10 protein-coding genes are annotated in these 14,882 nt (G+C 53.6%); 2 read left to right on the top strand and 8 right to left on the bottom strand.

The window, feature by feature from the left end:
• The 4 genes from wcaA to CNE01S_RS12960 are packed head-to-tail and all read right to left on the bottom strand — an operon-like array spanning position 1 to position 4,620.
• Positions 1–849: a colanic acid biosynthesis glycosyltransferase WcaA gene (gene wcaA / locus CNE01S_RS12975; RefSeq protein ID WP_096754182.1), complete on the bottom strand. Its 849-nt coding sequence runs from the start codon at positions 847–849 to the stop codon at positions 1–3.
• Positions 850–859: 10 nt separating this feature from the next.
• Complete coding sequence (gene wzc / locus CNE01S_RS12970) at positions 860–3,028, bottom strand: tyrosine-protein kinase Wzc (RefSeq protein WP_061276578.1); 2,169 nt, start codon at positions 3,026–3,028, stop codon at positions 860–862.
• A 2-nt stretch (positions 3,029–3,030) separates the two neighbouring features.
• Positions 3,031–3,474 (bottom strand): low molecular weight protein-tyrosine-phosphatase Wzb, encoded by a 444-nt coding sequence (gene wzb, locus CNE01S_RS12965; RefSeq protein ID WP_061276576.1) that lies wholly within the window; start codon positions 3,472–3,474, stop codon positions 3,031–3,033.
• 6 nt (positions 3,475–3,480) lie between these two features.
• Positions 3,481–4,620, bottom strand: coding sequence for a polysaccharide export protein (locus CNE01S_RS12960; protein WP_039295207.1), 1,140 nt, complete (start codon positions 4,618–4,620; stop codon positions 3,481–3,483).
• Between the two features lie 728 nt (positions 4,621–5,348).
• Between CNE01S_RS12960 and CNE01S_RS12955 the strand changes: the two genes are divergently transcribed.
• The gene (locus CNE01S_RS12955) at positions 5,349–6,932 is read left to right on the top strand and encodes a TerC family protein (protein ID WP_061276575.1); all 1,584 of its coding nucleotides are present in this window, start codon (positions 5,349–5,351) and stop codon (positions 6,930–6,932) included.
• 31 nt (positions 6,933–6,963) lie between these two features.
• On the opposite strand, the gene asmA is transcribed toward CNE01S_RS12955, so the two are convergent.
• The 3 genes from asmA to udk form a co-directional block, all read right to left on the bottom strand.
• Positions 6,964–8,817, bottom strand: a complete 1,854-nt coding sequence (gene asmA / locus CNE01S_RS12950) for an outer membrane assembly protein AsmA (protein ID WP_061276573.1) — start codon at positions 8,815–8,817, stop codon at positions 6,964–6,966.
• A gap of 46 nt (positions 8,818–8,863) precedes the next feature.
• Positions 8,864–9,445 (bottom strand): dCTP deaminase, encoded by a 582-nt coding sequence (dcd, locus tag CNE01S_RS12945; protein WP_039304717.1) that lies wholly within the window; start codon positions 9,443–9,445, stop codon positions 8,864–8,866.
• Positions 9,446–9,569: 124 nt separating this feature from the next.
• Positions 9,570–10,211: a uridine kinase gene (gene udk, locus CNE01S_RS12940; RefSeq protein WP_061276571.1), complete on the bottom strand. Its 642-nt coding sequence runs from the start codon at positions 10,209–10,211 to the stop codon at positions 9,570–9,572.
• Positions 10,212–10,567: 356 nt separating this feature from the next.
• Here udk and CNE01S_RS12935 point away from each other — a divergent pair, with 356 nt between their 5' ends.
• A complete protein-coding gene (locus CNE01S_RS12935) occupies positions 10,568–13,900 on the top strand; it encodes a diguanylate cyclase (RefSeq protein ID WP_061276569.1) in 3,333 nt (1,110 codons plus the stop codon).
• Here CNE01S_RS12935 and alkA read toward each other — a convergent pair.
• Positions 13,893–14,738: a DNA-3-methyladenine glycosylase 2 gene (alkA, locus tag CNE01S_RS12930; protein WP_061276567.1), complete on the bottom strand. Its 846-nt coding sequence runs from the start codon at positions 14,736–14,738 to the stop codon at positions 13,893–13,895. The genes CNE01S_RS12935 and alkA overlap by 8 nt on opposite strands.
• Between the last annotated feature and the right edge of the window lie 144 nt (positions 14,739–14,882).

Genomic DNA, 14,882 nt, shown 5'->3' with positions numbered 1-14,882 from the left:
TTACCTCCCCCTCAGGCTATCGGCAAGGCGTTTGCCGTTGCGCACCGTCAGCAGGGCTAACAGCGTGCGCCACGACATGCGCTTATTGCGGATTTGGTAGAGCGTATACAGCTGATATTTCTTGCTGGCCCGGTCGAACTTGGCTTTATGTTTGCGGTAGAAGTGGAAATAGCCGGCAAACTTTTTCGGGGATTTGGTTATCTGCATTTCGCCATGATTAACGTGCAGAATTTGGGTCGCCTCTTCCACCTTCCACGGCTGGCCGAACGCCACCACCATGCGCAGGAAGATGTCGTAGTCCTGCGCCGCTTTAAGCTCAGTATCAAACAGGCTGCTCTTAAAGCGCTCGGCGTAGGTAAAGACCTGATTGCCAATGATATTGCGCTTGTAGAATAACTTCAGGGAATACGGTGACTTCGGGTAAAGCGGCAGGCTGGTCGGCTGCGAGTAGACCTGCCCTTCGCACAGATAGTCGTTTGCATATAAAAACGCATGAGTCACCAGCTGATGCTGGTGGGACAAAAACACCGACAGGCGGTTCGGCGTCCATTCGTCATCATCATCAATGCCGGTGATGAACCGCCCCTGCGCCAGCCCAATGGCCTGGTTGCGTACCGCGCAGGCGCCGCTGTTCACGTCGTTGTGGATATAACGCACCCGGGGATCGCCGAGGTCGGCAACAAACTGCTGCAGCTGCTGGAAACTTGCCGAGCAGTCATCGACGATAATCATTTCCCAGTGGTCATAATCCTGACGCAGCACCGAGTTGATGGCGCGAATAGCCAGCTGCTGGCGGTTCCACGTCGGCATATAAATAGAGATAAGCGGGCGAGTTGCGCTGCTGTTCATGGCCATCACCTTATTTAGCATCCGACTTATATTCGTATTCGTAGTAGCCGTAATCCTGGTAGCCGGTGGCTCTGCGGAAAATCGAGTTAAGGATCACGCCGCGCACGGCAATGCCGTTTTGCTCAAACCGGCTCAGGCTGGTTTCCACTTCTTTCAGCGTGTTCACCGCGTAGCGCGCCACCATCAGCGTAGTGCCAGCATGGCGTCCCACAATCGCCGCGTCCGTAACGGCCAGAATCGGCGGCGTATCAATCAGCACCAGGTCATAATTTTCACTGGCCCACTTCACCAACTGAGAAAAGCGCTCGTTCATCAGCAGTTCGGACGGATTAGCCGGAACCTGCCCGCGAGGGATAAGATCAAAGTTCGGCACGGACGTTTTCTGCGCACAGCGGGTAATATCCCCCTGCCCTGACAGCACGTCGGACAGGCCGTTCACGTTGGTCGTCCCCAGCAGTTCGTGGGTATAGCCTTTGCGCATGTCGCAGTCCATCAGCAGCACGCGCTTGTTGGTCTGGCTAATCACCGCCGCAAGGTTGGCACACACAAAGGTTTTACCGATAGACGGGCTCACGCCGGTGAGCATCAGGACGTTGTTGGAGGCCTGCATCATGGCAAAATGCAGGCTGGTGCGCAGGCTGCGAATGGCTTCAATGGCCAGGTCAGTCGGGTTCCCCACCGCCAGCAATTGACTCTGTTTGAAACGCTTTGTCCCTTTGACGTTGCGCAGGTTGGCCTGGTCACGGGTTTTCTGCCACTCAGATAGTGGAATGCTCGCATAGACGCTGAGTCCCGCCTCTTCCAGTACGGTCGGGCTTTCGATTCCGCCGTTAAACAATGAACGCAGCAGCACGCCAATCACGGAGACGATCAGACCCAGAATGATGCTGCCCAATATCACCAGGGCGCGCTGCGGCTTCACCATGCCCGGCTGCGTAATCGCCGGGTCGACGATGCGCACATCCCCCACCGTACTGGCTTCGGTGATTTTCAGCTCTTGCTGCTTGTTCAACAGTTGCATGTAAACCTGTTGTCCGGACTCGACATCGCGGGTCAGACGCACGATTTCCTGCTGAGTTTTAGGCATCGCGCCGATGCTGTTGGTCAGGCGGGCTTTCTGATCTTCAAGCGTTTTGCGCTGTTCCAGCAACGTGCGGTATGACGGGTGCGCTTTGGTGTAGAGCTTGGAAATTTCGGCCTCTTTGAAGGTCAGTTGATTAAGCTGAGCGTCAATATTGACCACGGAATCCAGCAGCGATTTTGCTTCCAGAGAAAGATCCACCGAATCCTGGCGCTGGCGATAAGCGTTCAGTTTGTTCTCTGCGGTATCCAGGTTATGGCGCACCTCAGGCAACTGCTCGGCCAGAAACTTCAGACTTTTAGCGGCCTCTTCAGATTTACGCTGCACGTTCTGCGCCAGATAGTTGCGGGTAATACTGTCGAGAATGGTGCGGATCTGATCTTTATCTTCCCCGGTATAAGACAGGCTAAGCACGCCGGTATCTTTGCCGTTTTCGGTCACCGTCAGGTTGCCCAACAGCTGGTTGATCATGCCGAGCGTGGAGTACTTCACCACGGTGAAATTGTCACCCGGCTGGGCCTGAATGCCGTCAACCTGCATCGTAACGCCGCCTTGACTCAGCAGCTTGCCCACTTCACCTTTGGCGCTAAAACCGTTGTCACTGGTTAGCTGATACCGTTTGTCGTTCAGCACTTCTACGGTAAAGGTATCTTTGTTCATCCCCGCCGGGAGGGTGAAAGTGGTGACGTTAACCGTGTCGTTCTGGTGCCCCTGCAGGCGATCCCAGCCAGCGCCGAACAGCCAGAAGGTGTTCTTGGTTACCGAAATATCCAGGTTCAGATCGTCCACGGTCTTTCCCAGCACCAGACGAGATTGAATCAGCTGAATTTCTGCGGCAGACGCCGGGGGCTTATTGCTCAGCGCAGAGCTGATGTCGTTCACCAGCGTGTTACCGGCATTTTGTTCGATTTGTACCAGCGCGTCGGCCTTGTACACGGGCGTGGCAAACAGGGCATAAACCGCAGCCAGCAAGGCAAACATCCCCGTAATGCCGATAACCCACCAGCGAGCCTCCAGCACGGTGCCAAACAAACGGCCAATATCAATTTCGTCATTGCCCTCGGTCGGGGCGCTCGAACGGCGTACTTTCTCTGTCATTGTTATCCCTGATGAGCGTTGAGTGCGTTAGCCCACTTTTGGGCAGAAAGGTCGAGCATGCTGTAGACCGCTTCAAAGGCGTCGCGGCTTTTACGATAGGGATCGGGGATTTCTCTCTCTGCATCCCAATGGCCAAACAGCATCACTTTGCCGCGCATTTCAGGTGCCATTTCGCACAGCGTGGTGATGTGACGTTTTTCCATCGCCAGAATCAGGTCATGCTCCCGACACAGACGGCCGGAAACCTGCCGGGCTAAATGCCCCTCAAGCGAAAGGTTATGCCGCCCGGCGACTTCAACGGCACCGGCATCCGCGCCCTTCCCGACCAGCGCCCCCAGCCCAGCAGAGCTGACGCTAAGTTCTGGATGGTAACGTTTGAGCAACCGTTCAGCCGTGGGGGAACGGCAGATGTTCCCCACGCAAACCACAAGTATTTTGTTGAACATAGCGCGTTACCAGGTGTGGATATCTTTGGCGGTATCGGTCATGTAACGAACGCCGCTGATGGTTGGCAGTAGCTGGTTGATCAGGCGATTCCAGCGGGATACCGGAGCGGTGGTCACGTACACCACGTCATACGGCTGGAGCTGGAACTCGGTGCCCATCACCAGCGAGGTCGCATCGGACATATCGAGCTGATAAATATTGGCAATCTTGCCGTTTTGCTGCGTCTGGCCTTTGAGCGGACGAATCACGAAGATGCCGCTGGCGTTTGAAGAGGTGAGATCGATGCCTTCGGCCTGGCCAAGCGCTTCGGTGAGCGTCATGCCGCTGAAGTCCATTTTGAGGGTGGTTTGCTTCTTCACTTCGCCCATCACGAACACTTTCAGATCGTCATTACGCGGCACAAACAGAATGTCGCCTGGGTACAACAAATGGTTTTGGCTGAGGTCACCGTTTTGCATCAGCGCCTGCAGAGAAATGCGTTTTTCCTGCCCGTTATGAGTCAGAACGACGTTACGCCAGTCGGCCACTTCGGTTAAACCGCCTGCGGCATTGATAGCGTCAAGGATGGTCAGCGGCACGTTAGTGATGGGCTGTTGACCGGATTTATTGACCTGGCCGGAGATATAGGCTTTTTGCGAGCGGAAGGCAGCAATATTAACGTCCACCTGCGGTTGAGCGATGTACTGCGCAAGGCGGCTGGTAATATCGCTGCGAATTTCTGCGAGCGTTTTGCCGGTCACGCTGATTTTGCCCACGTACGGGTAGAACATGGTGCCATCGGGCTGTACCCAGTTACCGGTGTCGCTTGAGCTACGATACTGACCCGCTGGCGTGGTTAGCTCAGGGTGATCCCAAACCGTGACGTTTAATACATCTCCCGGCCCGACGCGGTACTGGTAATTAGCGATATCTTTATCCAGCCCGGCGTTCGGTTGAGCAACCACTGGACGAGGCCTCAGTTGCTCCACCAGTCGCGGCGTTAAAGGATAAACATTGACCATTCGGTCAAGGTCGAAATCAGCATCCTGTTGTTTGATGACGTCTTTTCCTGAAGCAGACATATTGCTGCCGGGAAATACCGTGCAGCCGCTCATCAGGGTGACTGACACCAATAAAGGCATCAACTTAAGTTTGTATTTTATCATTGAATATTTATCACTATGGCAGAGTAATTATCCTGAGCGAATAAAACAAGCAAGCAATTAGCCGTGAGGATGAAGTACAGAATTGAACATATTCAGAGAGTGAGATAACTGGCATTATTCCTAAAATAAGCTTATTTCCCGACATTCTGATGACTCCATGACTTGCTGTTATCTGGCCGCATCCGGGCACGCTACCGCCCCTGGCTCACAGTCACCAACCTACTGAAAACGGTAAATAATCCCAATAATCCAAGGTATTCAAATATCCAATAAGATATTGAAATCAGAGAATCAGGTTTTATGAAAATGCTGGGGCGAACTATTAACCAATGTATAAAAAACACATTCATTGCTAATCATCGATAAAGATTGTTGCAGCTTAAAACCCAGCAAGCAAGGAGACAAAAGGCGGTAACTGGACTTTTAAGATTAATATGAACCACACAATAATAACGTTTTAGGATTTTCTTTATATTGACACGGGCAATACCAGGATAATTACCCCGACAATATGCAGAACTATCTCATAGAGCTTAATGCCAATATAAAATATACAATCGAAATACTGCTTTAAATATTATCCATAACGACTTACCGGATATTCATTTAATGACGATAATTCTATAAGTCATTACGGATTAATCTCAGGCAAACATTGCTTTTTGTCCGACAATTATCCATCATTTCCGTGTGGCATTTGCCCGTAAGTTAAAGGTTATAAACCCCGTATGGAATGGATTGCCGACCCCTCAATCTGGGCCGGGTTAGTTACCCTGGTCGTTCTCGAATTGGTTTTGGGCATTGATAACCTTGTTTTTATTGCCATCCTCGCCGAAAAACTGCCTCCCAAACTGCGTGACCGCGCCCGCGTCACGGGCTTGCTGCTGGCGATGGTTATGCGTTTGCTGCTGTTGGCCTCAATTTCATGGCTGGTGACGCTTACCCGCCCCCTTTTCACAATCCATGACCTTCGCTTTAGCGCCCGGGATCTGATCATGCTGTTTGGCGGCATGTTCCTGCTGTTTAAGGCCACGATGGAGCTAAATGAACGGCTGGAAGGCAAAGACAGCGAGCACCACACGCAAAAACGGGGCGCCAGATTCTGGCCCGTTGTGGCACAAATCGTTATTCTTGACGCGGTGTTTTCCCTCGACTCCGTTGTTACCGCCGTCGGCATGGTCGACCATCTTGCGGTAATGATGACCGCGGTTATTATCGCCATCGGACTGATGGTGCTGGCCAGCAAGTCTTTAACCCGATTTGTGAACAGTCACCCGACCATCGTGATTCTGTGCCTGAGCTTCCTGCTGATGATCGGCTTTAGCCTGGTGGCCGACGGCTTTGGTTATCAAATCCCGAAAGGTTACCTCTACGCCGCTATCGGTTTCTCGGTGATGATTGAATCACTCAATCAGCTGGCGATTTTTAACCGCCGTCGCTTTCTTTCGGCGAATCAGTCGCTGCGTGAGCGCACAGCCGAAGCCGTATTGCGGCTGTTGAATGGCAAGAAAGAAGACGCAGAGCTGGATGCCAAAACCGCATCGCTGATTGCCGACAGCGGCATAAACACCGATGTTTTCAACCCGCAGGAAACGCGGATGATCGAGCGCGTGCTGCACCTGAATCAGCGCAGCGTCAGCAGCATCATGACTTCCCGTCACGACGTCGATCACCTGAACATCGCCGCGCCGGAAGAGCAGATCCGGGAGCTGCTGGATAAAAACAAGCACACGCGCATCGTGGTGACCGATGACGGGGAAGAGATCCTCGGCGTGGTGCACGTTATCGATTTGCTGCAGCAGTCGCTGCACGGTGAAGCTCTGGACATTGCGCCGCTGATTCGTCAGCCGCTGGTCTTCCCTGAGGCCCTGCAGCTGCTGCAGGCACTGGAACAGTTCCGCAACGCGCGGACCCATTTTGCTTTTGTTGTGGATGAATTTGGCTCGGTGGAAGGCATTGTGACGCTTAGCGACGTGATGGAAACCATCGCCGGCAATCTTCCCAACGAAGTGGAAGAGATAGATGCTCGTCATGATATCCAGAAAAATCAGGATGGCAGCTGGACGGCGAACGGCCACATGCCGCTGGACGACCTGGTGCAGTACGTCGCCCTTCCCCTGGATGAGAAGCGGGAATACCACACCATTGCCGGGCTGCTGATGGAGCATTTACAGCACATTCCTGCCGAAGGCGAGAGCGTTGAAGTAGGGAATTATTTGCTTAAGACGCTGGAGGTGGTGAACCACAGGGTGAACAAAGTGCAAATTATCCCGCGCGAGCAAGAGGATAATCTGCTTGATTATGAAGTATAAAAAAACCGGCTTTCGCCGGTTTTTATGGTCGTTAAAGCTTATTCAGTAATTGCTTAACTTCTTTCGATTTGTCGCTCTCTTTATGCTTATCCAGCCAGTCATTGAGCCGACGCTTAGCTTCATCCTGCAGCTGCTTGCGCAGCACCTGATCAACCTGAAGGGTATAATTCAGCTGCTGCCACGGGCCATAAACGCGGAGCGGAACGGCCGTAGTTTTTAACGCTTCGATCAGTTTGCTGTTGCTGCCCTGCCAGCCGCCGCTGACTTTGATCGCAAAGTTGGTGTCGCAGACCTCTTTCACCAGATCCATCGTGCCTTCGCCGGTCAGGGCCAGTACGCTGGACTCGCCGACCATTTTCGTCATCGTCAACAGCCCGTTATCCAGCGACGCCGACGTGGAGAAATGGTCAAGCTCGGTGACGTTCTGAACATTTTGCTGTGCATCCACGCCCTGGTTGTTCCGGCTGACCGCCTGCTGAATAAGCTGCTGGAAGTTCATCCCCTCAAGGCGGGAATGGGCCAGCTCAAGCTGGGCTTCTCCCTGCCAGTTACTGCGGAAATCCTCAGCATCCAGGCGTTCACCGCTGAAATCACCCGTCATGGAAAACTGCCCGGTCAGCGCAATCGGGTAATCAAAAGCGGTCAGAATTTTGCCTATTTCAATATTCTTGACCTGCGGCTGGAAGGCAAGTTCAGGCGTCTGGTCGCTGGCGTCGAGGTAGCCCGGCAGCGACAGCGTGCCCTGCCCCAGCTTACCGTTGAGCTGGTTAATACTGAGTTTGCCCTCCTGGTTCACCAGCGCGGTCTGTACATCACTGAACGCCAGGCCACGCCAGCGGACTTCACCAGCATTCATATTCACTACGGCATTAAAATTACGCAGGCTGTGGTAGTTGGTTTCACCCTGTTCTTCGGCAATCACCGGCCCCGGGCGAGGCTGCTGCTGAGCCTGCTGCGCCTGTTGGTTAATCGCGGTATCCGCGCCCGGCGGATTGGCCACCAGCTTGTCGAGATTAAGCAAACGAGAATGCAGATCTACCGTCCACTGTGGTTTATCCAGTAACGCCAAGCTGACGTTGCCCTGTAAATCACTGTCGTTAGCCGTGAGCTGCATGTTTGTGAGCGAAAGCTGGCTGCTCGTGTTTTTCCAGCCCAGCCGTAGCGTCCCCGAACCGCCGATCCCCCCAGCAGGAAGGTCGGCCCCCTTCAGCTGGTAGTCAATTTGGCTTAACGTGGCGTTTATCTGCTGCGGATAGTCGTTAAGATCGACATCTGCGGTGACCGAAAGCGCTAAATCCCGCTGGTCGCGGTTAATTTGGCTACTGAGTTCAATGTGCGCCTGCCGCTTATCATCCTGCGTCATTTGCAGGTTAATATTGCGGACCGTCACCTGTTCGTCATTGATATGCTGGAAGACCAGTACGCTATCAACCACCTTAAGCTTCGCGACATCAAAGGACCAGCCACGCCCGGTATCCGGTTCACTGACGGTGCCTTTTGGCCCCACCGGCGCGTTAGCCGAGCGCTTCGCTTCAGCCTCCGGCGTCAGCTGAATTACCGCGCCTTTCAGCATCACCTGGCGAACCTGGAGCTGATGAGAAAGCAGCGGGATCAGCGCCACATCAAGACGCATATTTTGCGCGCTGACCATCGGCTGAGTGGCACCGGGCGCCGTCAACGACATACGGCCAGACAAAATACTCAGTTGCGGCCAGACATGCCAGCGCAGCGGCCCGTCCAGCTCAAGATGATAACCGCTGCGGGCCTCAACCTGACGAACCATATAACCACGGAAGTCGTTAGGGTTAACCAACAACACAAGTGAGGTCAGGCCGGCTACCAGCACAACCAGCAGAATCATCAACGTGGTTAAAAGTCGTCTCATAACATTCTCCATATCATTCGCCAGACGGCGAACAACTCACTGCGATTCAGTCTTTATCGATACGGCTTGCTACCGCACCCTGCTGATCGCGGTACTTTGCGTCCTGGCGGCGGTTGTAAGGACGCGCGGCTGGCCCGGAGAGGGGTTCAAAGCTTAGCGCGCCAATCATCATGCCTGGACGCAGCGCCAGCGGCAGCTTCCCAGAATTGTAGAACTCAAGCACGATACAGCCATGCCAGCCCGGATCGATACGGTGCGCCGTGACGTGTACCATCAGGCCCAGGCGCGCTAACGAGGAACGTCCATCCAGCCAGCCCACCAGGTCGTCGGGCAGCGTAACTGACTCCAGCGTCACCGCCAGCGCCAGCTCTCCTGGGTGTAAAAAGAAGGCTTCGCCTTCATCCAGCACAATCTCGTCACTCATCACGCGCTCTAACGCTTCGGTGACTTCATCTTTAGGGCCGCTGAGATCGATAAAAGGTGCGGTATGACCGCTAAAAGTGCGGAATTTATTGCCGAGGCGAACATCCACGGTTGCACCGTTAATGCGTTCAACCGGAGGGCGGGGGGTAATCGCTAAACGGCCATCATCCAGCCAGGCTTCGATATCACGGTCGCAAAGGCGCATCGCAGATTCTCCTTATCAATCTCAGTTTTACACACACTGCCACAGAGCGCCGGCGATAGCCAATGGGCAATGGATGAGGGATTCAACGTAAAAGCGAGCGGCTTACGCGCGCTCGCAAAGGTCTTTATTCAAAGAACTGACTGATTTTGGCTTTCAGAATATCGATGGCGATGCGGTTCTTGCCCCCGCGCGGTACGATAATGTCGGCGTATTGTTTGGAAGGCTCAATAAATTGCAGGAACATTGGGCGTACTGTTTTTTGATACTGCGCCATTACGGAGTCCATTGAACGACCGCGCTCGTTAACGTCGCGCTTCATACGGCGCATCAGGCAGATGTCCAGCGGCGTATCAACGAAGATAGAAAAGTTCATTTCCTGGCGCAGACGCGCATCGGTCAGCAGCAGAATGCCTTCCAGAATGATCACCTTCTTCGGCACCAGATGAACCGTCTGGTCGGTGCGGGTATGCTCCACATAGCTGTAAACCGGTAGCTCAATAGCGTTACCTGATTTCAGCGTCTGCAGATGCTGGAAAAGCAGGTTGTGGTCCATTGCGCTGGGGTGATCGTAGTTGGTTTTTACACGCTCTTCCATCGACAGATGGCTTTGATCTTTGTAATAACTGTCTTCTGGAATGACACCAATGTGTTCATCGCCGACTTGCTCGCGCAGTTCACGATACAACGTGCTGGCAATGAGGCTTTTCCCTGAAGCCGATGCGCCGGCTATCCCGATGATGACGCATTGATGAGACTGATCGGTCATATTATTTACGGCCTGAATACGAAAAGTGTTGGAAGGAGGACGCGAAGGCGTCAAACGCGGCAATTATAGGGACAACCGCCGTTTGATACCAGTCTCTTACCCCGTGCAATCGCGAAATTACGCGGCAAGAAGGCGACAAAGTGACGGCGGCATGACAGCGCACCAGCGTCCGGCAACGGGTTAAAGTGGAATTATTTAATTACGTGATTTGGCTACGCAATTTCTGACGGTCTGTAGGTAAATTCTGACAAGCGAGCATAGGAATTGTAAATTGTTTGTACTAGCATAAACCGATTCTTTATTTATATGCGCCCAGGCATGGCTCCTGGCGGCAGTGTCCAAGCGGATTTGCGGTAATGATTATAAAAAACAGACAAACAGAAGCCGCCTCCTATTCCTTGATACTGCTGGCTGGCTTAGGGTTACTCAGCTTTATTTTCACCCTCTACTCTCTGGAGCTGACGGTAAAAGGCACCGATTTGGTGCCTATCTGGTTTACCACTTCGGTGATGATGGCGGCGTTTTTTCGCTCCCCTATCCGTCTGTGGCCGTTGATTGCCGTCGCCTGTGCCCTGGGCAGCATCGCGGCCAGTGCCGCCATTTTTCCCTTTAGCTGGCTGAATCTCTCGTTAACCGCGATAAACCTGGTTGAGGCGCTGCTAGGCGCCCTGTTGTTACGCCGTTTTTTGCCGCGAAAAAATCCCTTACAAAATCTCAATAACTGGGCACGGCTTGCCCTGTGCAGTGCGACAATCCCACCGCTGGTTGGCGGCCTGCTGGTTACGCTATTGCCGATACCGATTGACTCCTCCGCCCTAAAAACATTCTTTATTTGGGTGCTGTCCGAGTCTATCGGGGCGCTGGCGCTAATGCCGGCAGGGCTATTGTTTAAGCCTTATTATCTGCTTCGTCACCGCAAAACCGCTTTGCTGTTTGAAACCGTGGCAACCTTCTCCGTCACGCTGGCGCTCAGCTATTTTTCATTAATTTATCTGCCCTGGCCGTTCACTTTTATCATCGTCATTCTGATGTGGAGCGCCATCCGGCTGCCGCGCCTGGAAGCCTTTATTATCTTCCTTGCTACGCTGATGATGGTGTCTGCGATGATAGCCATCGGTAAATTCCCGATGGTGACCCCGCACCCGCGCGTGTTGGAATATGCGCCGTGGCTACCGTTTCTGCTGATTCTGCTGCCCGCAAACGTCATCACAATGGTGATGTACTCCTCCCGCACAGAGCGTAAACACATCACCGAAAGCGAAACGCGTTTTCGTAACGCGATGGAATACTCGGCCATCGGCATGGCGCTGGTCTCCACTGAAGGCAAGTGGTTACAGGTGAATAAGTCACTGTGCAAATTCCTCGGCTATTCCAGTGAAGAATTGAGCGACCTCACCTTCCAGCAAATAACCTGGCCTGAAGACTTGAATCTCGATCTTCAACACCTCAGCAAGCTCGAGGCCGGCCACATTAATAGCTATTCGATGGAGAAACGCTATTACACCAGCGCGGGCAATGTGGTGTGGGCCATGCTCACGGCCTCCGTTGTCCGTCATATCGACGGTACGCCGCTCTACTACATCGCCCAGATTGAAGACATCAACGACCTGAAGCATACCGAGTGGATCAACAAGCGGCTGATGGAGCGAATTACGCTTGCCAACGAAGCCGGTGGGATCGGTATCTGGGAGTGGGATCTGACCAACGATATCATCAGTTGGGATAAGCGGATGTTTGAGCTTTACGACGTGCCGCCACACATTAAACCGACCTATCAGCTCTGGCTGGACAGGCTGGTAAAAGAAGATCTCGCCCATTCGGAAACGGTTATTCGCGAGTCGTTAAAAAACCGCCTGCCGTTCAAGCTTGAATTTCGTATCCATGTCAAAGACGGAATCCGCCATATTCGCTCGCTGGCAAACCGCGTGCTGAATAAGAACGGTGACGTGGAACGGCTGCTGGGTATCAATATGGATATGACCGAGGTTAAGCAGCTCAACGAAGCGCTGTATCAGGAGAAAGAGCGGCTGCACATCACGCTGGACTCTATCGGTGAAGCGGTGATTTGTACTGATGTCGACATGAATGTCAGCTTTATGAACCCGGTGGCCGAAAAGCTCAGCGGCTGGGCGCAGGAAGCGGCCATCGGCCAGCACATTCTGGCGATTCTGCGCATCACCTTCGGCGATAATGGCCCGGTGATGGAAAACATACACAGCGGTGATTTTTCTCGCAGCGCCATCGAGCAGGACGTCGTGCTGCATTGCCGCAACGGCGGCAGCTACGATATTCATTACACCATTACGCCGCTGACCACGCTGGACGGCCAAAGCATTGGTTCCGTGCTGGTTATCCAGGATGTCACCGAGTCGCGGAAGATGCTTAAGCAACTGAGCTACAGCGCCTCCCACGATAGCCTGACTCACCTGGCCAACCGGGTCAGCTTTGAAAATCACCTGAAGCGTTTGCTGCAGGGTGCGATTGAACACCGCCAGCACCATTCGCTGGTGTTCATCGATCTCGATCGTTTTAAAGCCGTGAACGACTCGGCGGGCCATGCCGCAGGTGATGCTCTACTGCGCGAGCTGGCGTCTATGATGCTGAGTATGCTGCGAACGGGGGATTTTCTTGCCCGCCTCGGTGGCGACGAGTTCGGTTTACTCTTGCCGGATTGCTCCACTGAAAACGCGCGCTACATCTCTGAGCGGATCATTCGCAGCATCAACGACTACCACTTTATGTGGGATGGTCGCCTGCATCGCATCGGCGCCAGCGCCGGGATCACGCACATTGACGGCGATAACGCTATCGCGTCTGAAGTGCTCTCTCAGGCCGATATCGCCTGCTACGCCTCGAAAAACAACGGCCGCGGCCAGGTCACGGTGTATGAACCGCACCGCCATTATATGGAACAGGGACGCAACACCATGCCGCTCGACGAGCAGTGGCAGGTGATCAAAGACAATCCAATCCTGATGATAGCGATGGCGATTGCGCCGCCGCGTATCCCGGAATCCACCTGTTTCTATCTCCTGACCCTGCGCTTCTGGGGCAACGAAGGGGACGTTATCAACGAACCGGCATTCCGTTCAGGCCTTGCCGACCCGGCGCTTCATCATGCGCTGGATCGCCGTGTATTTAGCGAGTTCTTTGAGAAATACGCCTCTCAGGTCGCCATGAAAGGCTTTGGCGTCGCGCTGCCTGTTTCCGGAGCGGGCATTGTCAGCGATACCTTTATCAATGAACTGCTGGAGCAGCTGTCCGCAAGCCGAATGCCTGCTCGTCTGCTGCATTTGACCATTCAAAGTAGTGATTTGCTTACCGAGCCACAGCGCGCTTATGCCAACCTGAAGCGGCTGCGCAAAGCCGGTTGTCGCATGGTGCTGAGCCACGTTGGGCGGGATTTGGAGCTGTTTAATACTCTGAGTCATCACCTGTTTGACTATGTGATGTTAGATCCTGACCTGATCCTCAACGTGCACTGCAACCTGATGGACGAAATGATGGTGACGATTGTGCACGGTCATGCCCAACGCATGATGCTGCAAACTATCGCCGGCCCGGCGGACATGCCTCTGGTGATGGATACGCTGTCCGGCATCGGGATTGATTTAATCTATGGGGAAACCATTACCCAGCCGCAGCCGCTGGAGCTGCTGCTGGCTAACAGTTATTTTGGGATTAACTGACCGGCGTCCAGCCGTCGCTATACCAAATGTGTAATAGCGCGTAGGAGCGCCACGGCTGCCAGCGCTCGGCATAGCGGCGGATCTGCGCAGTTGTCATATCAGGAAAGCGCTGTTTAATCAGGTAATCATCCGGCAGGAAAACATCGTTGGCCTGCCAGCCACGCAGGGCAAAATAGTTGGCGGTCCAGCGCCCGATACCCGGCAATGCTATCAGGGTTTTTATGCCCTGTTCCAGGTCATCAGGCAACTGCAGCGGAAACTGCCCTTTCACCACTTCTCCGGCAATATGCACAATAGCTTCTGCACGCTTAAGCGACATTCCCAAAGATTTCAGCTGTTGAATATCGCAGTTTGCCAGCGTCGAGGCAGCCGGAAACAGATACCAGCCATCGTTATCTTCAAGCTTCTTTCCGTAGGTTTTTGCCACTTTTCCGGTCAATTTTGCCGCCATTGCCACGCTGACCAATTGCCCAAGAATGGCCCGAATAGCCTGCTCGAACGGATCCATACATCCCGGCAGGCGCAGGCCCGGTCGCGCAGACGCCAGTGCCCCGAGGCTGTCCAGAACCTGCTGCGGATCCTTGTCCAAATCCAGTAAGTTCTTAACGCGCTGCAAAACCGTCTCCGCCACAGGCAGCAGCCCGTCGCTTAGCGTCACGTTGAGGCAAAGCTTTTTCTCATCTGGCTCAAGCGTCACCAGCCCGGCATGCTTACCCAGCGCAAAGCTGCGCTGATAGCGATTTTCGGTGACAATTTCCACGCCTTCCACGGCACGCCCCTGCAAAAAACTGAGGATCCAGGGCCAGTCATAAGGCGGTTGATAGCTAAGGGTGTACATAAATAATCCTGAAGAGAATGAGAGCGTTAGGAAGATAGCATTGTTCATTTAGCATACCGCTAAATACAGATTTCTGCCTTGCTTTGATATTCAGTTGCCCGCAGCTCGTCATTCCGCTAAAGTCGCCCCCCTTCTCACTGGCAT

The organism is Cedecea neteri NBRC 105707 = ATCC 33855 (assembly GCF_001571265.1).
Taxonomy (GTDB): domain Bacteria; phylum Pseudomonadota; class Gammaproteobacteria; order Enterobacterales; family Enterobacteriaceae; genus Cedecea; species Cedecea neteri.
The sequence above is the reverse complement of the archived record's forward strand: the minus strand, read 5'-3'. Positions and strand labels throughout refer to the sequence as shown.